This is a genomic window from Streptomyces fildesensis, assembly GCF_016107395.1.
GTDB classification, from domain to species: Bacteria; Actinomycetota; Actinomycetes; order Streptomycetales; family Streptomycetaceae; genus Actinacidiphila; species Actinacidiphila fildesensis.
Genome location: NZ_JAAIKO010000006.1, coordinates 25,585 through 44,584, shown reverse-complemented (window position 1 = coordinate 44,584; position 19,000 = coordinate 25,585). Strand labels below are relative to the sequence as shown.

The following is a 19,000-nucleotide window of genomic DNA, read 5'->3' as shown; positions in this document are numbered from 1 at the left end:
GTGCCCGCCATGACACGATTCCCCGTCCCGGCCGGGTCCGGCCGGGACGGGGACCGTTCGGTGTCAGCGCAGCCGCGCCGCCGCCGGGAGCCCGTCGAACGCCGGGCGCGGGACGGCCGGCGCGCGCAGCCCGCGGGCCTGCGGGGTCACCGCCGCGGTGGAGGTGCGCAGAGCGCCGTAGCCGCCGACGAGCGGCAGGTTCACACCCGAACGGGCCAGGTCGACGGTGATCTTCGGGGTGGTGTCGGCGGGCAGGATCAGCCCGCCGTCGGTACCCGCGACGATGACGGCGAGGCGGTGGCCGGCCGGGATCACATGGTCGGTGGCGGCCAGCTTCAGAGTGATCGTGTACGGCTTGCCCGGGGTCAGCGGCACTCCGTGGTCGAGGGACGCGTAGTGGCCGAGGTCGGCCCAGCCCCGGCTGAACACGGTGTGGTCGACGGTGGTGGTGTCCGCCGCCGTGTCGAGGAAGCACGAGCTGTCACCGGCCGTGCTGTCACCGAAGCAGGAACGGGTGGCCAGGGTCTTGATGCCCTCGCCCGCCCCCAGATAGTTCCGGATGGTCGCCGGGCCGAGGTCGACCAGCACCGCCGACAGGTGCGCGCTGGTGGTGGAGGACGTCGCGGTGACGGTGACCGTGCCGTTGCCGGACAGCCGCAGGTCCTTGGTGAGGACCCCGGTGGTGAACGCCGTCCTGGCGGGGTTGGCGGCGTCGGGCTGGGCGGCCCAGTCCTCCTCCCACAGCGCCGGGTCGTCGGTGAACGACGCGGTGCTGCCGTGGGCGGCGGGCTTCGTGCCGAGGGTGCCGACGCCGGGCGTGGTGCCGGCGCGCAGGTTCAGCCGGGTGCCGGTGGTCGCGGCCGGCGGCCAGACACGGTCGGTGGTCCAGTGGTCGGGGGTGCGCTCGATGTCGGCCATCGGCTCGCGCTCGATGCCGTTGCGCACGCCCAGCAGGTAGTGGTCGAACCAGCGCTGCAGGGTCGGCACCCAGGTGGTGCGGCGGGTGTCGAACGGGTCGACGTGTCCGGTCTGCGACAGCCAGACCTTGCGCTCGACGCCGTTGGCGGCGATGGCGTCCCACCACTGACCGAAGTTCTTCGTGCGGACGTTGAGGTCCTGCATGCCCTGGACGGCGAAGACGCTGGCGCGCACGTTGTCCGCGTCCTTGACGTAGTCGCGCTCGGTCCAGAACGGGGTCCAGTCACCGGTGCGCGGCGAACCGGCGATGATCTTCTGCTGCTGGGCGGCGCAGTGGGCCTGGGCGTCCGGGCTCTCGACGGCGTCCGACAGCCACTCGGGGCCGTCCTGGAGCGGCGCGCCCTGGTGGAAGTAGTAGTCGTACCAGGAGCTGATCGCGCTGATCGGCACGATGGTCCTCAGACCGGCGACCCCCGTGGCGGCGACGCCGTTGGCGATGGTGCCGTCCCAGCTCTTGCCGATCATCCCGACGGCGCCGGTGGTCCAGCTCGCCTTGACGGACTGGCCGCCGGCACGGGCGCTGTAGCCCTTGGCGCGGCCGTTCAGCCAGTCGACGACGGCCTTGGCGGACTGGATGTCGGACCGGCCGCCGACGTCGACACAGCCGTCGGAGCGGTTGGTGCCCGCCAGGTCGACCAGGACGGCGGCGTAGCCGCGCGGTACGAAGTAGTTGTCGTAGAAGAGCGGCGCCTGGACGATGTGGCCGTTGGCGTCGTACGTCTTCAGCTGACCCTCGTTGCCGCGTCCGCAGCAGGAGTAGTAGGGGCTGGCATCCATGATCACCGGGATCTTCCGGCCGGCCTTGGCGGGTTCACTGGGCCGGACGATGTCGACGGCGACGCGGTCGGCCTTGCCGTCCGCGTCGCCGTCGAGTCCGGTGTCCACCCATACCGATTCGCGGATGGCGTCGGCATAGGAGTAGTCGGGTTGGCTCAGTCCTTGCCGTACCGTCCCCGCGTCCCGGGTGTTCGCGTGTGCGGCGGTCGGTGCGGTGAGTACGGCGGCCAGGGCGGCGAGTACTGCCACCACGGCGGATATCCAATGGGTGCGGGTTCCCCGCGCATGTATGAGCACGGGCGGACCGTAGCGGTTGTACCCGCCATGACAGAAGGGGGATACGAGACAACTTCTGGTTCAGCCGGGGCGGTTGTGCCCGGCCCGGTCGTGCGGCACCGGACAGCCGCCCGGCCCGAAGGTGCCCAGTTCCGCGATGTCGAAGCCGTTCCGGTATCCCTTGATCTCCGGGTTCTGGCGGGCGTAGTGCGGAGTGCGGCGCGGCGGCAGCAGCCGGACCGCGCGGGCCCGCAGCCGCAGCGCTCCGCGCACCGCGGCCCGGCCCGCCGGGGACGGCGCCGGGTAGCGGAAGGCGCGCAGCAGCGAGTCGTCGAGCAGCGCGCGGGCACCGGCACGGGCCAGCGGGGCGAGCGGGGCCGGGTACCAGGACGCCATCAGGTCCAGGGTCGCGTCGGAAACCTTGCGGCCGCCCTCGTCCCAGCCGAAGTGCGCCACCTCGTAGGCGTCGAGGAGCGACTCGAACTCCTCGAAGGTCCGCGGGAGTTCCGTGATGCCCAGGTGTGCGCCGAGGGTGCGGTAGTACGCGGCCGTGGCGCGCAGCTCGTGCGGCGACAGCCGCCGCCAGCCGTACACGTCGAGCCAGCGCTTCGGCATGACGACGAACGTGCACAGCACGTACCGCAGATCGTCGTTGCTGATGTCGTAGCGCCCGTGCATCTGGTTGATGCGGCGGATCGCGGTGCGGCCGCTCCCGCTCGCGAAGCCGTGCTCGACGACGGCGTCGAGCAGCAGCGCGGTGTCGTCGTAGCGCTTCTGCGAACGGTCCGTCAGCTCCGCGGTCTCCGCGAGCAGCCGCCCGATGCTGGGGACGGCGTAGGTGCGGTAGAGGGCGAGCTCAAGGGCCCGTGCGAAGTCCCAGGGGAATTCGAGGGTCGCGCTGATCCGGTAGATCCGCAGGAAGTCCCGCTCAGGATCGAGCCGGCGGATCTCGCGTAAGTGGTCGTAGCGTCCCACGGCATACCCCCTGGTTCCCGGCACCGGCGGTAACCCACTCTACGGCCGGCGCGCCCGCGCCGGCCGTAGAAAGTGACGACGGGTCAGCGGCCGCCCTTTCCCTGGTCCAGGCCCGCGCGGCGCAGCGCGTCGGCCATGGCGCCGCCGGGCGCCGGAGCCGCGGAACCGCCGCCGCGCCGGTCACCGCGGTCGTCGCGGGCGCCCCGGCCGCCGCCCTGGCCGCCCCGGGCCTGGCCTCCCCGGGCCTGACGGGGCGGGCCGCCCCGGCGCTCGCCGCCACCGCCGCCGCCCTGACGCTGGTCGTCCCGCGGACCGCGCGGCGTGGCCTCGTCCTCCAGCCGCAGCGTCAGCGAGATGCGCTTGCGGGGGATGTCGACCTCGAGGACCTTCACCCGCACGATGTCACCGGGCTTGACGACCTCGCGCGGGTCCGAGACGAACTTCTGGGACATCGCCGAGACGTGCACCAGGCCGTCCTGGTGAACGCCGACGTCGACGAAGGCACCGAAGGCGGCGACGTTGGTGACCACGCCCTCCAGCAGCATGCCGGGCTGCAGGTCCTTCATCTCCTCGACGCCGTCCTTGAAGGTGGCGGTCTTGAAGGCGGGTCGCGGGTCGCGGCCGGGCTTCTCCAGCTCGGCGAGGATGTCGGTGACGGTCGGCAGCCCGAAGGAGTCGTCGACGAAGTCCTGCGGCTTCAGGGCCCGGAGCACGGTGCCGTTGCCGATCAGCGACGGGATGTCCGTCTTGGCCGTGGCGCTGATCCTGCGCACCACCGGGTACGCCTCGGGGTGCACGCTGGAGGAGTCCAACGGGTCGTCGCCGCCGGGGATCCGCAGGAAGCCCGCGCACTGCTCGTACGCCTTCGGGCCGAGCCGGGCGACGTCCTTGAGCGCCTTGCGGGACCGGAAGGGCCCGTTGGCGTCACGGTGGGCGACGATGTTGCCCGCCAGGCCCTCGGTGATGCCCGAGACCCGACGCAACAGCGGCGCGGAGGCGGTGTTGACGTCGACGCCGACACCGTTCACACAGTCCTCGACGACCGCGTCCAGCGAGCGCGACAGCTTCAGCTCGGACAGGTCGTGCTGGTACTGGCCGACACCGATCGACTTGGGATCGATCTTGACGAGTTCGGCCAGCGGGTCCTGCAGGCGCCGGGCGATGGAGACTGCGCCGCGGATGGAGACGTCCAGCTCCGGGAGTTCCGCGGAGGCGTAGGCGGACGCGGAGTAGACCGAGGCGCCGGCCTCGGAGACCACGGCCTTGGTCAGCTTCAGGTCCGGGTGCAGCCGGATCAGGTCGGCGGCGAGCTTGTCGGTCTCGCGTGACGCCGTGCCGTTGCCGATCGCGATCAGGTCCACGGAGTGCTCGCGGGCGAGCTGGGCGAGGGTGGCGACCGACTCGTCCCACTTGTTGCGCGGCACATGCGGGTAGATCGTCTCGAAGGCGGTGACCTTGCCGGTGGCGTCGACGACGGCGACCTTCACACCGGTGCGGAACCCGGGGTCGAGGCCCATGGTGGCGCGGGTGCCGGCAGGTGCGGCGAGCAGCAGGTCGCGCAGGTTGGAGGCGAAGACCCGGACCGCCTCGTCCTCGGCGCCCTGGCGCAGCTGTCCGCGCAGGTCGATGCCGAGCCGGACCAGGAAGCGGGTGCGCCAGGCCCAGCGCACGGTGTCCGCCAGCCAGCGGTCGGCCGGCCGTCCCCGGTCGGCGATGCCGAAGTGGTGCGAGATGCTGCGCTCGTAGCTGCTGGGGCCCTCGCTGGGCTCCTCGGGCTCCAGGGTGAGGTCGAGGACGTCCTCCTTCTCGCCTCGCAGCATGGCCAGCACGCGGTGCGAGGGGAGCTTGGCGAACGGCTCGGTGAAGTCGAAGTAGTCGGAGAACTTGGCGCCGGCCTCCTCCCGTCCCTCGCGCACCTTCGCCACTAGGCGGCCCCTGGACCACATCCGGGTGCGCAGTTCGCCGACCAGGTCGGCGTCCTCGGAGAACCGCTCGGTGAGGATGGAGCGGGCCCCTTCCAGCGCGGCGGCCGCGTCCTCGACGCCCTTTTCCGCGTCGGCGTAACCGGCGGCCACCGTCTGCGGGTCGAGCCCCGGGTCGGCCAGCAGCGCGTCCGCCAGCGGCTCCAGACCGGCCTCACGGGCGATCTGCGCCTTGGTGCGCCGCTTGGACTTGAAGGGCAGGTAGATGTCCTCCAGCCGCGCCTTGGAGTCGGCGGCCAGGATCTGCGCCTTCAGCGCGTCGTCCAGCTTGCCCTGCGACTCCACGGACTCCAGGATCGCGGCCCGCCGCTCGTCCAGCTCCCGCAGGTAGCGCAGCCGCTCCTCCAGGGTGCGCAGCTGCGCGTCGTCGAGGGTGCCGGTGGCTTCCTTGCGGTAGCGGGCGATGAACGGCACGGTGGCGCCGCCGTCGAGCAGATCGACGGCCGCCTGCACCTGTGCCTGCCGTACCCCGAGTTCCTCGGCGATCCTGCGCTCGACCGACGGCCCGACCGACCCTGCAACAGACATCGTCACGATGCTGAACCTGCTCTCTCCGCTGGACTTCTGCGTGCATTATGCCCGCGCGGGCCGGGACGGCGCGGACGGCCCGCAGCCGTACCGCGCCCCCGGCGGAGTCAGACCAGCGTCTTCTCGAACCAGTGGTCGGCGTACTGGCTGTCGTTGTAGGCGGGGATCTCGCGGTATCCGTGCTTGGCGTACAGCGCGCGGGCCTCCACCAGGTCCTTGCGGGTGTCGAGCCGCAGCACGGCCACGCCCAGGATGTCGCGCGCGGCGAGTTCCGCGGCGGCGATCAGTCGGCTCGCGACGCCCTGGCCCCGGGCTTCGGAGCGAACGAACATCCGGGTCAGTTCACCGGTGTCCCGGTCCAGCACCCGCACGCCCAGGCATCCCATCGGCACGCCGTCACGGCGTACGACCAGAAAGTGACCGGTGGGAACGACCAAGTCGTCGCTGAGCTCGTCCAGCAGGACCTGGTCCACCTCCGCGTCGGTCGCCGGCCGGTCGTAGTACCGGGCGACCAGTTCGACGTAGTACTGCCGCAGCAGCGCGGATGCCTCGGGATGCCCCGGCGCCAGGGGGACGGTCTCCCACCGGGCAGCGTGGTCTGTTGTTGCCGTCACGCAGCCCATACTTGCAGGACCGTGCGGGGGTTAGCCCCCGAATATCCGGGGGCTTGGCACCCCAGCGGTTGGGGTGATGCCGTCATGGCTGCTCCGGGCCGCTGATCCGTAGGTTCGACATACGGATTCCGCACGCCAGCATCGAGGAGCACCCATGCCCCCCGTCAGCATTCTCGCAGCCCCTGTCACCGACGCCGCCGACGGCGCCGACTGTCCGGCGGGCAGCGACTTCGCCCCCTTGCTGCGGGTCGTCAAGGAGCACGGGCTCTTCAAACGCAGGCCCGGGTACTACGCCGCCGCGATCGCCCTGAACCTGGTCGCGCTGGGCGCGATATGGAGCGGGGTGCTGCTGCTCGGCGGCTCCTGGCTGGTGCTGCTCCTCGCCCTGCCGGCCGCGGTCTTCGGTGCCCGTACGGCCTTCTTCGGCCATGACGCCGGACATCAGCAGATCGCCCGCAGCCGGGACCGCAACCGGCTCATCGGCCTGGTGCACGCGAATCTGCTGCTCGGTATGAGCTACGGCTGGTGGAACGACAAGCACAACCGGCACCACGCCAACCCCAACCACATCGAGAAGGACCCGGACGTCGAGGTGGGCGCACTGGTCTGGACGCGGGCCCAGGCCGTCGAACGGCAGGGCTTCGCACGCTTCCTCACCCGGCACCAGGCACGGCTGTTCTTCCCGATGCTGCTGCTGGAGGGCATCGCGCTGAAGGTGTCCAGCTTCCAGAGCCTCAAGAGCCGCCCCGCACGCGAGCGCGGCGTCGAGGGCGCCCTGCTGTCCACCCATCTCCTCGGCTACATCTCCCTGTTGCTGATCGCGATGCCGGTCGGCCAGGCCATCGCCTTCGCGCTGCTGCACCACGCGCTGTTCGGTCTGCACCTGGGCTCCGCCTTCGCCCCGAACCACAAGGGCATGGAGATGCCGGAGCCGGGGTCGCGCTGGGGCCATCTGCGCCGTCAGGTCCTCACCTCGCGCAACGTACGCGGCGGGCTGGTCACCGACTGGTTCCTCGGCGGGCTCAACTACCAGATAGAGCACCACCTCTTCCCGAACATGCCCCGCCCGCATCTGCGCCTCACCCAGCCGCTGGTCCGCGAGCACTGCGACCGGCTGGACGTCCGCTACACCGAGACCGGGCTGCTCGACTCGTACGCCCAGGCGCTCAGCCACATGCACGAGGTCGGCGCCCCGCTGCGCGAAGCGGCCCCCACCTCTTAGGGCGAACGCCTGCTGCTCCTAAGGCGTTCCGGGGCGGCCGTCGCCGTACAGCCAGACGGCGAACAGGCCGCTGAGGTCCTTGCCGGACTGCTTTTCGCACCAGGCCGTGAACTCGGCGGAGTCGACGTTCCCGCCCCGGTGCCCGGTGGCCCAGCCGCGCAGGATGGCGAAGAACCGCTCGTCCCCGACGGCCTGCCGCACCTTGTGCAGGACCATCGCGCCGCGTCCGTAGACCGGGGCGTCGGAGACGTTCTCCGGCTTGCCGGGGTCGGCCGGCGGGAACGCCCACTGGGCGTCGTCCCGGTAGGTGGCGTCGAAGTGCTTCTGAACGCTGTCACCGCCGTGCTGTTCGTCCCACAGCCACTCGGTGTAGGTGGCGAAGCCCTCGTTGAGCCACATGTCCTGCCAGGTGCGGGGGGTGACGGAGTCGCCGAACCACTGGTGCGCCAGTTCGTGCACCAGGGTCGGCTCGTCCAGGGTGGTGCCCTTCCGGTCGCCGGGGAACACCGGTTTCGTCTGGGTCTCCAGGGCGTAGCCGACGGTGTCGCCGTCGACACGGTCCACGATGGCGCCGGTGGACGAGAAGGGGTACGGGCCGAACAGCCCGCTCTCCCAGTCGACGATCTGCGGGATCCTGCGGAGCACACCGGACCGCTCCTCGCCCGCCTCGCGGGGGTCGACGGCGACGTAGACCGGCAGTCCCGAGGCTGTGGCCGACCGGGTCACCTGGAACTTCCCGATGGCGACGGTCGCCAGATAGCTCGCCATCGGCTCGGCGCTGTGCCACCGGAACGTGGACCGGCCGCCCGTGGTGCGGGTCTCGGTCAACTCCCCGTTGGACACCGCGGTCAGGCCTTCGGGCACGGTCACCGTGATGTCGTAGGCGGCCTTGTCCGAGGGGTGGTTGTTGCCCGGGAACCAGGCCATCGAGCCGACCGGTTCGCCCAGGCCGACGGCGCCGTCGTCCGTACGGACCCACCCTTCGTGCGAGCCGTCGGCGTCCTTGATGGTGCCGGGGACCCCGGAGTACTCGACGACGGTGGTGAACTCCGCCCCCGAACCGATGGCGTGGGCCGGCCGTACGGTCAGTTCGGCCCCGGCGCGGGAGCTCACGGCCCCGGCCCCGTCGACGGTGACCTTGCCGACCTCCAGGCCCGACAGGTCGAGGTTGAAGGTCGGCAGACCCCGCGTGGCACGCGCGGTGATCCGCGCGGTGCCGCGCAGCACCCGGGTCGCGGGGTCGTAGTCCAGGTCGAGGCCGTAGTGCGAGACGTCGTACCCGCCGTTGCCCGCCAGCGGGAACAGCGGGTCGCCGACTCCGGAGGAGCTGTCCGCGGACGGCGGTGACGCGGAGGGGCGCCCTGCGGCGCACGCGGTCACGAGGAGCAGCCCGGAGAGCGCCGCGCGCAGGAGTCGGTGGTGCACAGGTCCTACCCCTCGTACAGGGAATCGATCTCCTCAGCGTACGTACTGCGGATCACCCGGCGCTTCAGCTTCAGCGAGGGGGTGAGCTCTCCGGTGGCCGGCCCCCACTCATCGGTGAGCAGGTGGTAGCGCTTGATCTGCTCGGGCCGGCTCAACCGGGCGTTGGCGGTGGCGACCGCGCGGGCGATCTCGGCGCGCAGCGCCTCCGGGCCCTCCCGGTCGGCCCAGGCGGGAGCCAGCTCGGGGTCGAGGACGAGCAGGGCGACGAGGTAGGGGCGGCCGTCGCCGTGCACCAGGGCCTGGCCGATCAGCGGGTGCTCCTTCAGGGCGTTCTCGACGGCGGCAGGGGCCACGTTCTTGCCCGAGGAGAGCACGATGATCTCCTTCTTGCGGTCGGTGATCCACAGATAGCCGTCCTCGTCGATCCGGCCGACGTCCCCGGTGGGGAACCACCCGTCGGCGTCGGTGGCGGGGAGCACCGTGCCGTCCGGCCGCAGATAGCCGGCGCAGACGATCGGCCCGCGCACGAGGATCTCGCCGTCCTCCGCGGTCCGTACCTCCACTCCGTCCAGCGGGCGTCCGACGGAGCCGAAGCGGAAGCCGCCGGGGCTGTTGGTGGTGGCAACGCCGGTCGTCTCCGTCAGGCCCCACGCGTCGACGATGACCAGGCCGAAGCCGGCCCAGAACTCCAGGATGTCGACGGGCATCGGCGCGGCGGCGCTCGCCGTCCAGGTCAGCCGCTCGAAGCCGGCCAGGGCCAGCACCGGGTCGAGCACCGCGGCCTTCGCCTCGGCGTAGGCCGCGGCCAGGGCCGGTGCGGGCTCCTCGCCGCGCTCGCGGCACTTCACCACGGCCCGCGCGGTCTCCGCGGCCGCCCCGACGGCCGCACGCCGCTCCTCGGGCAGCAGGCCGAGGGCGGCCCGTACCGAGGAGGTGAGCTTCTCCCAGACCCGGGGCACGCCGAAGAACTGCACGGGGCGCAGTTCCCTGGCGGTCGCCGCGACGGCCTGCGGATCGGCGCAGAGGTGGACGTGCCCGGCCCGGAAGACCGGCAGATAGATTCCGAGCATGCGCTCGGCTATGTGGGCGAACGGCAGATAGCAGATGCTCGCGGCGTGGCCGGGGAAGTCCGCGACGCGGTCCAGCGCGATGCCGTTGAGCAGCACATTGCGGTGCGAGATCACGACGCCCTTGGGGTCGCCGGTGGTCCCGGAGGTGTAGACGACGGTGAGCGGGTCGGCCGGGTCCACCGCGCGCCAGCCCTTCTCGAAGGCGTCGGCGTCGTACAGCCGGACGCCCTGCGCGGCGATCGAGGAGTACGCGACGTGCGGCCCCGCCTCGCCGGGTTCCACCACGACGATCCGCCGCAGCCGGGTCTGCGGGTCGTCGAGGAGCGGCTCCCACCGGGCGCCCTCGCGCGCCGATTCCACGACCACGAGCCGGGCCCTGCTGTGACGGGCGATATGGCCGATCTGTTCGGGCGCGGCGGTGCCGTAGACGGAGACCGGCACGGCGCCCAGGTGGACGAGGGCGAGGTCGGAGAGCCAGTGCTCGGGGCGGTTGCCCATCATCAGCAGGACGTGCTCGCCCCGCTCCACGCCGATCGCGGCGTAGCCGGAGGCGAGGACGGCCACCTTGCGGCGGACATCCGACCACGTGAGGGTGGTCCAGCCGGATCCGTCGGCGGTGCGCCAGGACAGCGCGGGGAGATCCCCGTGGTCCTCGGCATTGCGCAGCAGCAGCGCGGGGAGAGTGAGCTCGGACGGTTCGGCGGGGAGTCGCAGGATCGTGGGCATGACGGCCTCCTGGCCGGCCTGGCGGCCGGTCTCCTGGAACCTGGTGGAGTACGGGAACCGCAAGCTTTCACACCATCGCTGAGACAGCAATACTGTTGAGCACGATCCGCCGCATCGACCGGGGCGGCACCGGGGTACCGACGGAAGCGAGGCGCAGCGCATGGCGCAGTCCCTGATCCAGCCGGCCGGCCTCACCGTCGACGAGCTGGCGGCGCGGGCCGGAGTCACCGTCCGTACGCTTCGTTTCTACAGCAGCAAGGGCTTGCTCCCGCCGCCCGTGCTGGGTCCGCGACGGGTGGGGCTCTACGGGCCCGAGCACCTGGCGCGGCTGTCGCTGATCGAGGAACTGCAGCACCAGGGGCTGACGTTGGCGGCGATCGAGCGCTACCTCCTCCAGCTGCCGGCCGACATCACCGCGGAGGATCTGGCGATGCACCGGGCGCTGGTCGCCGCCTGGGTGCCGGACTCCGCCGAGGAGACGCCGCGCGCGCAGCTGGAGCGGCGGGCGGGCCGGGCGCTGACCGACCACGATGTGGACCGGCTGTCGGCGATGGGTGTGCTCGACCGCACCGACCGCCCCGAGGTCTTCCTGGTCAATCCGGCGATGCTGCACCTGGGGGTGCGGCTGCTGGACGTGCCGATCCCGCTGGAGACGGTGCTCGCCACCCGCGAGATCGTGCTGAAGCACACCCGGGCCGTCGCCCATGAGCTGCAGAAGCTCTTCCGCGAGCAGGTCTGGCAGCCGTATCTGGACGGTGACCCGAGCCCGGAGGAGACCGCCCGGATGCGCTCGCTCACCGAGTACATCCAGCCGGCCCTGGTCCAGGCCCTGGTGACCGCCTTCCAACGGTCGCTGGCGGAGGAGCTGCGGGCTTCGGCCTCGTCCGGCAGGGACTGAGACCGAAGCCCGTACGCCAAGGGCGGGGAAAGCCTCAGCTGTCCGTGAAGGTCTCGCCCTTCTCCGCCTTCGCGACCAGCAGCGCGGGTGGGGTGAAGCGCTCGCCGTACGCCGCCGTCAGCTCACCGGCGCGGGCCACGAAGCCGGGCAGTCCGCCCTCGTAGCCGTTGATGTACTGCAGGACGCCGCCGGTCCAGGCCGGGAAGCCGATGCCCATGATCGAGCCGATGTTGGCGTCGGCGACTGAGGTCAGCACGCCCTCCTCGAGCAGCCGGACGGTGTCCAGCGCCTCGGAGAGCAGCATCCGTTCCTGCATGTCCCGGAACGGGATCCGCGCGTCGGGCTTGCTGAAGTGCTCGCGCAGACCGGGCCACAGCCGGGTCCGCCTGCCGTCCTCGTAGTCGTAGAACCCGGCGCCGCCGCTGCGGCCGGTGCGGCCGAACTCGTCGATCAGCCGGTCCAGGACCACTTCGGCGGGGTGGGTCTGCCAGCTGCCGCCCTCGGCCTCGATGGCGCGCTGCGACTCCGCGCGGATCTTGCGCGGCAGGGTGAGCGTCAGCTCGTCGAGCAGCGAGAGCACCTTGGCCGGGTAGCCGGCCTGGGCGGCGGCCTGCTCGACGGAGGACGGATCCAGTCCCTCGCCGACCATCGCGACGCCCTCGTTGATGAAGTGCCCGATGACGCGCGAGGTGAAGAAGCCGCGCGAGTCGTTGACGACGATCGGGGTCTTGCGGATCTGCCGCACCAGGTCGAAGGCGCGGGCCAGCGCCTCCGCACTGGTGTGCTCGCCCTTGATGATCTCCACCAGCGGCATCTTGTCGACGGGCGAGAAGAAGTGCAGTCCGATGAAGTCCTGGCGGCGCTTGACCCCTTCGGCCAGCAGCGAGATCGGCAGCGTCGAGGTGTTGGAGCAGAGCAGGGCGTCGGGGGCGATGACGTCCTCGATCTCCTGGAAGACCTTGCGCTTGAGCGACGGGTCCTCGAAGACCGCCTCGATGACGGCGTCGCAGCCCGCGAGGTCCCGCGGGTCGCCGGTCGCCCTGATGCGGCCCAGCAGCTCGTCCCGCTTGGCCTGCGTGGTGCGGCCACGGGCGAGCGCCTTGTCCAGGATCGCGGCCGAGTACGCCTTGCCGCGCTCGGCGGCCTCGGCGGACACGTCCTTCAGGACGACCTGCAGGCCCGCCTTGGCACAGGAGTAGGCGATGCCGGCGCCCATCATCCCGGCGCCGAGGACGGCGACCTTGGTGACCGGGCGCGGGTCGATGCCCTGCGGACGGTTGGCACCGGAGTTGACGGCCTGCAGGTCGAAGAAGAACGCCTGGATCATGTTCTTCGAGATGGGGCCGCAGGCCAGTTCGGTGAAGTAGCGGCCCTCGATCGCCAGAGCGGTGTCGATGTCGACCTGGGCGCCCTCGACGGCCGCGGCGAGGATGTTGCGCGGCGCCGGGTACGGGGCGCCGGCCAGCTGCTTGCGGAGATTGGACGGGAAGGCCGGCAGGTTCGCCGCGAACGCCGGGCTCTTGGGGGTCCCGCCGGGGATCCTGTAGCCCTTGACGTCCCAGGGCTGCTGCACCTGCGGGTTCGCGTCGATGAACGCGCGGGCCTTGGCCAGCATCTCCTCGCGGTCGGTGGCGACCTCATGGATGAGACCGGCCTCCAGCGCCTGCCGCGGGGCGTACTGCCGGCCCTGCAGCAGCACCTTGAGCAGCGCGTCGGCGATACCGAGCAGCCGGACGGTGCGCACGACGCCGCCACCTCCGGGCAGCAGCCCGAGGGTGACCTCGGGCAGACCGATCTTGGAGCCGGGGGCGTCCAGGGCGATCCGGTGGTGGCAGGCCAGCGCGATCTCGTACCCGCCGCCGAGCGCGGCGCCGTTGATGGCGGCGACGACCGGCTTGCCGAGGGTCTCCAGACGGCGCAGCCGGCCCTTGATGCGCATGGAGCCCGCGAAGACCTCGGCGGCGTTCTCCGGCGTGGCACGGATCAGGTCGCGCAGGTCGCCGCCGGCGAAGAAGGTCTTCTTCGCGGAGGTGATGATGACGCCGCGTACGGTGTCGGCCTCGGCCTCCAGCCGGTCCAGGACGGCGTCCAGGGAGTCGGCGAAGGCCGCGTTCATGGTGTTGGCGGACTGGTTGGGGTCATCGAGGATCAGGGTGACGATTCCGTCGCCGTTCCCGTCCTGCTCCCAGCGGATGGTGGTGGACTCGCTCATCTCAGGGTCTCCGTAAGGGGGTTGGACGGGGCGTCAGACGCGCTCGATGACGGTGGCGATGCCCATGCCGCCGCCGACGCACAGCGTCAGCAGGCCGTAGCGCAGATCGCGCCGTTCCAGTTCGTCGATGAGGGTGCCGAGGATCATCGCGCCGGTCGCGCCGAGCGGGTGGCCCATGGCGATGGCGCCGCCGTTGACGTTGACCTTGTCCAGGCTCAGGCCCATCTCGCGGACGAAGCGCAGCACGACGGCGGCGAACGCCTCGTTGATCTCCACCAGGTCGATGTCACCGATGCTGAGGCCCGCCTTGGCGAGCGCCTTGCGGGCGGCGGGCGCGGGGCCGGTCAGCATGATCGTCGGGTCGGCGCCGGAGACGGCGGCGGAGACGATACGGGCGCGCGGGGTGAGGCCGTAGCGCTCACCGGTCTCGCGGTTGCCGATGGCGACGAGCGCCGCGCCGTCCACGATGCCCGAGGAGTTGCCCGCGTGGTGGACATGGTCGATCTTCTCGACCCAGTGGTACTTCTGCAGCGCCACGGCGTCGAAGCCGCCCGCCTCGCCGACCGTCGCGAACGACGGCTTGAGGGCGGCGAGGGTCTCGGCGGTGGTGCCGGGCCGGATGAACTCGTCGTGGTCCAGGACGGTCAGTCCGTTGCGGTCCAGGACCGGGACGACGGACCGGGCGAAGCGGCCGTCCTTCCACGCCTCGGCCGCCCGCTCCTGCGACAGGGCCGCGAAGGAGTCGACGTCATGGCGGGAGAAGCCCTCGATGGTGGCGATGAGGTCAGCGCCGACGCCCTGCGGGACGAAGCCGGTCTCGAAGTTGGTCATCGGGTCCATCGCCCAGGCGCCGCCGTCCGTGCCGAGCGGGACGCGTGACATGGACTCCACGCCGCCAGCCAGCACCAGGTCCTCCCAGCCGGAGCGCACCTTGGCCGCCGCCAGGTTGACCGCTTCCAGGCCCGAGGCGCAGAAGCGGTTCTCCTGCAGGCCGGCGACGGTGTCGGGCAGCCCGGCGGCGATCGCCGCGATCTTGGCGATGTCGGAACCCTGGTCGCCGATCGGGCCGACGACGCCCAGCACGATGTCGTCGATCGCGGCCGGGTCCAGGCCGGGGAACCGGCGGCGGATCTCGTGGATGAGGCCGACCACCAGGTCGATCGGCTTGGTGCCGTGCAGTGCGCCATTGGCCTTGCCGCGGCCGCGCGGGGTGCGGATGGCGTCGAATACGTACGCTTCGGGACTCACGTCGGGTGCCTTTCGGGAATGAGGGGTCCGGAGACCGGTCGGGGGATCAGGCGAGCAGGGAACGGCCGATGATCTCCTTCATGATCTCCGTGGTGCCGCCGTAGATGGTCTGGATACGGCCGTCGGTGAACGCCCTCGCGACCCGGTATTCGGCCATGTAGCCGTATCCGCCGTGCAGTTGCAGACAGCGGTCGGCGACGCGCTTCTGCAGTTCCGTCGCCCACCACTTGGCCATCGAGGCATGGACGGCGTCGAGCCCGCCGGCGCTGTGCTCGGTGATGCAACGGTCGATGAAGGACCGGGTGACAGCGCATTCGGTGGCCATCTCCGCGATCTCGAACCGGATGTGCTGGAGCTTGGCCAGCGGACGGCCGAACGCCTCGCGCTGCTTGACGTACTCGGTGGTCAGCTCCAGGACGGATTCGGCGGCGGCGATCCCGGAGACGGCGATGGCCAGCCGCTCCTGGGCGAGATTGGTCATCAGGTGCAGGAACGCCTGGTTCTCGCCGCCCAGCAGATTGGTCTTCGGCACCCGCACATCGCTGAACGACAGTTCCGCGGTGTCCTGCGCGTGCTGGCCGATCTTGTCCAGGTTTCGGCCACGCTCGAAGCCCGGCATACCGCGTTCGACGACCAGCAGGCTCAGGCCCTTGGCGCCTTCCTGGCCCGGCTCGTGGCCGGTGCGGGCCACGACGATGACGAGGTCGGCGAGGATGCCGTTGGAGATGAAGGTCTTGGAGCCGTTCAGGATCCAGTGGTCGCCGTGGTCGGCCGCGGTGGTGCGGATGCCCTGCAGGTCGGAGCCGGCGCCCGGCTCGGTCATGGCGATCGCGGTGATGATCTCGCCGGAGCAGAAGCCGGGCAGCCAGCGGCGCTTCTGCTCGTCGGTGGCCAGCGAGGTGAGGTACGGGCCGATGATGTCGTTGTGCAGGCCGATGGCCAGCCCCGAGACGCCCGCCCTGGTGAACTCCTCGCCCAGCACGACCCCGTAGCGGAAGTCCGGCTCTCCCCCGCCGCCGAACTCCTCGGGTACCGCGACGCCGAGCAGCCCCTGGCGGCCCGCGGCCAGCCATGCCTCCCGGTCGACGATGCCCGCCTTCTCCCAGCGCTCGTGGTGCGGCAGCGCCTCCTTGGCGAGGAACGTCCGCACGGTCTCACGGAAGGCGTCGTGGTCGGAGGTGAAGATCTCACGCTTCATACGGATGTGTCTCCTCGAAGGCTTTCGGACGCGTCGGACGCGGGGCCGTGGCCGGGCTCGGCTCCCTGGCCGAGCGCGGGCACCTGCCAGTCCCGGGCGACCTCCGCCGTGTGCGCGCCCGGCTGGGCGGGCGGGAGGCGTACGGCGCCGGGGGTGGCGGAGAACCGGGGCGCGGGGGCGGGCTGGACGATGCCGGCATCCTCGGTGAAGGTGCCGCGGGCGGCGAGATGCGGGTGGCCGGGGGCCTCGCGCAGCGACAGGACCGGGGCGACGCAGGCGTCGGACTGCTCGAAGACGGCCGTCCACTCGTCGCGGGTGCGGGTCTTGAAGCGGGCGGCGACGGCGGCGCGCAGATCGCCCCAGCGGGCGAGGTCGCCGCGGTCCGGGGCGTCCTCGCCGAGCTCCAGCAGAGCGGTGAACTCGGCGTAGAAGCGCTTCTCCAGGGCTCCGACCGCCATGTAGCCGCCGTCCGCGGTCTCGTAGACGCCGTAGAACGGGCAGCCGCCGTCGAGCAGGTTGGCGCCGCGCCGGTCCTGCCAGCCGCCGGCCGCGACCATGCCGTGGATCATCGAGGTCAGATGCGCGGTGCCGTCCACGATCGCGGCGTCGACGACCTGTCCGGTACCGGTGGTGCGGGCGTGCTGCAGGGCCGCGAGAACGCCGATGACGAGGTAGAGCGAGCCGCCCGCGTAGTCGCCGACGAGGTTGGCGGGGATGGCCGGCGGGCCGTCGGCCGGGCCGATCATGCCGAGCGTGCCGGTGATGGCGATGTAGCCGATGTCATGGCCCGCGGTGTGCGCGAGCGGGCCGTCCTGGCCCCACCCGGTCATCCGCCCGTACACCAGCCGGGGGTTGCGGGCCAGCGCCTGTTCGGGGCCGACGCCCAGCCGTTCCGCGACGCCCGGCCGGTAGCCCTCGACCAGGATGTCGGCGCGTTCGACGAGGTCCAGGACGGCGGCGGGGCCCCGCGGGGACTTCAGGTCCAGCAGCACCGACCGCTTGTTGCGGTTGGTGATGTCGTACGTCGGGTTGATGGCCAGCCCGGAACCGCCGGGCCGGTCGACCCGTACGACATCGGCGCCCAGGTCGGCCAGCACCATCGCGGCGAACGGCCCGGGGCCGATGCCGGCCAGCTCCACGACCCTGACGCCGGCCAGTGGGCCGGGACCTGCCTGCACGTCCATCGGCTCCCCGATCACTTTGACAGTAGTGATGTCACATCAGTGATGTTAGGAACGTGTTCCAGTCCTGGCAAGGGCCGGACGGGCGGGGCCCGGAAACGACACCGGCCCGCCGCGCCTCCAGGGCGTGGCGGGCCGGTGCGAGCGGTCAGGCGGAGGTCTCGGAGACCGCGGCCTTCTCCAGCTGGAACGCCTCGTTGCCGAGGCCCACGCGGGCGTGCACCTCGGGCTTCCGTGCCTTCAGCACCAGGCCCAGCACGATGCCGACGACGCCGGAGATCCCCACGATGCCCGGCAGGATCCAGGCCAGCGCCGCGTCCTGGTCGGGACCGATCAGCACGTCGAAGTCCTTGACCGCGTAGACGAGTACGAAGAGCAGGGCGGCCCCGGCCACCCCGGCGCTCAGCAGCCGCCAGATCTGGGCGCGGCCGGCTCCGCGGCGGACGAAGAAGGCGATGACGGAGGCCGAGGCGACCGCCATGAGGAGGATGACGCCGACCGCGCCGACGTTGCCGCCCCAGGTGAACAGCCGCAGCACCGGCACCGTCGGGTCGCCGGCCGGCTTGTCGTCGGTGACCGCGAAGGCGACCACGACGAGGAGGGAGATCACGGTCTGCAGCATCGAGCCGATCGCGGGGGCGCCGCTCGACTTGGAGGTGCGGCCCACGGCGGAGGGCAGCAGGCCCTCGCGGCCCATCGCGAAGGCGTAGCGGGCGACGACGTTGTGGAAGCTGAGCATCGAGGCGAAGATGCCGGTCAGGAAGAACACGTGCAGCAGGTCGGTGAAGGTGCCGCCGAGCCGGGACTCGGTGAGACCGAACAGCAGGCCCGCGCTCTGCTCCTGCGCGGCGCCCACGACCTGCGAAGGACCGGCGGCCACGCCGATCAGCCATGAGGTGAGGGCGAAGAAGACACTCGCGAAGGCGACGGCGAGGAACATCGCGCGCGCCACCGCGCGCCCCGGCTTGCTGGTCTCCTCCGCGTACACGGGGGCCTGTTCGAACCCGACGAAGCCGACGACGGCGAAGCAGAGGGCGATTCCGAGGCCGGCGCCCGTCAGCGTGCTGGGGTCGAAGCCGGTCAGGGTCAGGCCCTGCCTCTTGTCCGGATCCGCGACGAACGCGATGTCGCACACGATGACCAGGGCGCACTCGACGACCAGCAGCACGCCGAGCACCTTGGCGTTCAGGTCGATCTTCAGCGCGCCCAGCGCGCCGGTGAGCAGCACCGCGAAGAGCGCCGGTATCCACCAGTCGACGGATATGTCGAAGTGCTGGTCGAGCTGGCCGACGACCTCGAAGCCGAAGATGCCGTAGATGCCGACCTGCATGAGGCTGTACGAGACGAGGGCTACGAAGGACGCGCCGACACCGGCCGTGGCGCCGAGGCCGCGGGCGATGTAGGCGTAGAAGGCACCCGCGTTGTGCACATGGCGGCTCATCTCCGCGTAGCCGACGCTGAAGAGCGCCATCACCACACCGAGGATCACGAACAGCAGCGGCTGCCCGACGATGCCGGTCGCACCGTACGTCGTGGGCATGACGCCCGCGACGACCATGAGCGGCGCGCTGGCCGCCAGCACCGAGAGCAGGAGCCCGGTCGTACCGATCCGGTCGGCGCGCAGCGCCCGTTCCTGGCCCTTGAAGGTGCTGATCTCGGTCTTACTGCCCGTCAGCATGGCTGCGGTGTC

The 19,000-nt window shown here is 71.4% G+C and carries 13 protein-coding genes; 2 read left to right on the top strand and 11 right to left on the bottom strand.

Features of this window, described 5'->3' with window-relative positions:
- Positions 1-63: 63 nt before the first annotated feature.
- From C6N31_RS11900 to C6N31_RS11885, 4 genes are all read right to left on the bottom strand, one after another.
- Complete coding sequence (locus C6N31_RS11900; RefSeq protein WP_198357584.1) at positions 64-2,004, bottom strand: Xaa-Pro dipeptidyl-peptidase; 1,941 nt, start codon at positions 2,002-2,004, stop codon at positions 64-66.
- 108 nt (positions 2,005-2,112) lie between these two features.
- Positions 2,113-3,006 (bottom strand): oxygenase MpaB family protein, encoded by an 894-nt coding sequence (locus tag C6N31_RS11895; protein ID WP_138355214.1) that lies wholly within the window; start codon positions 3,004-3,006, stop codon positions 2,113-2,115.
- 83 nt (positions 3,007-3,089) lie between these two features.
- Complete coding sequence (locus C6N31_RS11890; protein ID WP_164606789.1) at positions 3,090-5,516, bottom strand: Tex family protein; 2,427 nt, start codon at positions 5,514-5,516, stop codon at positions 3,090-3,092.
- Positions 5,517-5,623: 107 nt separating this feature from the next.
- Positions 5,624-6,139: a GNAT family N-acetyltransferase gene (locus C6N31_RS11885; RefSeq protein ID WP_138355213.1), complete on the bottom strand. Its 516-nt coding sequence runs from the start codon at positions 6,137-6,139 to the stop codon at positions 5,624-5,626.
- A gap of 145 nt (positions 6,140-6,284) precedes the next feature.
- Between C6N31_RS11885 and C6N31_RS11880 the strand changes: the two genes are divergently transcribed.
- Entirely contained in the window at positions 6,285-7,352 is a 1,068-nt protein-coding gene (locus tag C6N31_RS11880; RefSeq protein WP_138355212.1) for a fatty acid desaturase family protein, read from the top strand.
- A gap of 18 nt (positions 7,353-7,370) precedes the next feature.
- Here C6N31_RS11880 and C6N31_RS11875 read toward each other — a convergent pair whose 3' ends face one another.
- Both C6N31_RS11875 and C6N31_RS11870 read right to left on the bottom strand, forming a co-directional pair.
- The gene (locus C6N31_RS11875; RefSeq protein ID WP_138355211.1) at positions 7,371-8,777 is read right to left on the bottom strand and encodes a M1 family metallopeptidase; all 1,407 of its coding nucleotides are present in this window, start codon (positions 8,775-8,777) and stop codon (positions 7,371-7,373) included.
- A gap of 5 nt (positions 8,778-8,782) precedes the next feature.
- Entirely contained in the window at positions 8,783-10,573 is a 1,791-nt protein-coding gene (locus C6N31_RS11870) for an AMP-dependent synthetase/ligase (protein WP_138355210.1), read from the bottom strand.
- Between the two features lie 160 nt (positions 10,574-10,733).
- On the opposite strand from C6N31_RS11870, the gene C6N31_RS11865 reads away from it, so the two are divergent.
- Positions 10,734-11,471, top strand: coding sequence for a MerR family transcriptional regulator (locus tag C6N31_RS11865; RefSeq protein ID WP_138355209.1), 738 nt, complete (start codon positions 10,734-10,736; stop codon positions 11,469-11,471).
- 34 nt (positions 11,472-11,505) lie between these two features.
- Here C6N31_RS11865 and C6N31_RS11860 read toward each other — a convergent pair whose 3' ends face one another.
- From C6N31_RS11860 to C6N31_RS11840, 5 genes are all read right to left on the bottom strand, one after another.
- Entirely contained in the window at positions 11,506-13,683 is a 2,178-nt protein-coding gene (locus tag C6N31_RS11860; RefSeq protein WP_198357498.1) for a 3-hydroxyacyl-CoA dehydrogenase NAD-binding domain-containing protein, read from the bottom strand.
- Between the two features lie 33 nt (positions 13,684-13,716).
- Positions 13,717-14,931 carry an acetyl-CoA C-acetyltransferase gene (locus C6N31_RS11855; protein ID WP_138355207.1) on the bottom strand — a complete coding sequence of 405 codons (1,215 nt, stop codon included), beginning with the start codon at positions 14,929-14,931 and terminating at the stop codon, positions 13,717-13,719.
- A gap of 46 nt (positions 14,932-14,977) precedes the next feature.
- Positions 14,978-16,129: an acyl-CoA dehydrogenase family protein gene (locus tag C6N31_RS11850; protein ID WP_138355206.1), complete on the bottom strand. Its 1,152-nt coding sequence runs from the start codon at positions 16,127-16,129 to the stop codon at positions 14,978-14,980.
- Positions 16,126-17,313 (bottom strand): CaiB/BaiF CoA transferase family protein, encoded by a 1,188-nt coding sequence (locus C6N31_RS11845; protein WP_198357497.1) that lies wholly within the window; start codon positions 17,311-17,313, stop codon positions 16,126-16,128. The genes C6N31_RS11850 and C6N31_RS11845 overlap by 4 nt, the downstream gene beginning before the upstream one ends.
- A gap of 145 nt (positions 17,314-17,458) precedes the next feature.
- Complete coding sequence (locus C6N31_RS11840; protein ID WP_138358441.1) at positions 17,459-18,988, bottom strand: APC family permease; 1,530 nt, start codon at positions 18,986-18,988, stop codon at positions 17,459-17,461.
- Positions 18,989-19,000 lie beyond the last annotated feature (12 nt).

Coding starts and splice junctions, on each gene's coding strand:
- C6N31_RS11845 (WP_198357497.1), bottom strand. CDS start 17,313: ATGGACGTGCAGGCAGGTCCCGGCCCACTGGCCGGCGTCAGGGTCGTG.
- C6N31_RS11885 (WP_138355213.1), bottom strand. CDS start 6,139: ATGGGCTGCGTGACGGCAACAACAGACCACGCTGCCCGGTGGGAGACC.
- C6N31_RS11870 (WP_138355210.1), bottom strand. CDS start 10,573: ATGCCCACGATCCTGCGACTCCCCGCCGAACCGTCCGAGCTCACTCTC.
- C6N31_RS11890 (WP_164606789.1), bottom strand. CDS start 5,516: ATGTCTGTTGCAGGGTCGGTCGGGCCGTCGGTCGAGCGCAGGATCGCC.
- C6N31_RS11860 (WP_198357498.1), bottom strand. CDS start 13,683: ATGAGCGAGTCCACCACCATCCGCTGGGAGCAGGACGGGAACGGCGAC.
- C6N31_RS11850 (WP_138355206.1), bottom strand. CDS start 16,129: ATGAAGCGTGAGATCTTCACCTCCGACCACGACGCCTTCCGTGAGACC.
- C6N31_RS11840 (WP_138358441.1), bottom strand. CDS start 18,988: ATGCTGACGGGCAGTAAGACCGAGATCAGCACCTTCAAGGGCCAGGAA.
- C6N31_RS11865 (WP_138355209.1), top strand. CDS start 10,734: ATGGCGCAGTCCCTGATCCAGCCGGCCGGCCTCACCGTCGACGAGCTG.
- C6N31_RS11880 (WP_138355212.1), top strand. CDS start 6,285: ATGCCCCCCGTCAGCATTCTCGCAGCCCCTGTCACCGACGCCGCCGAC.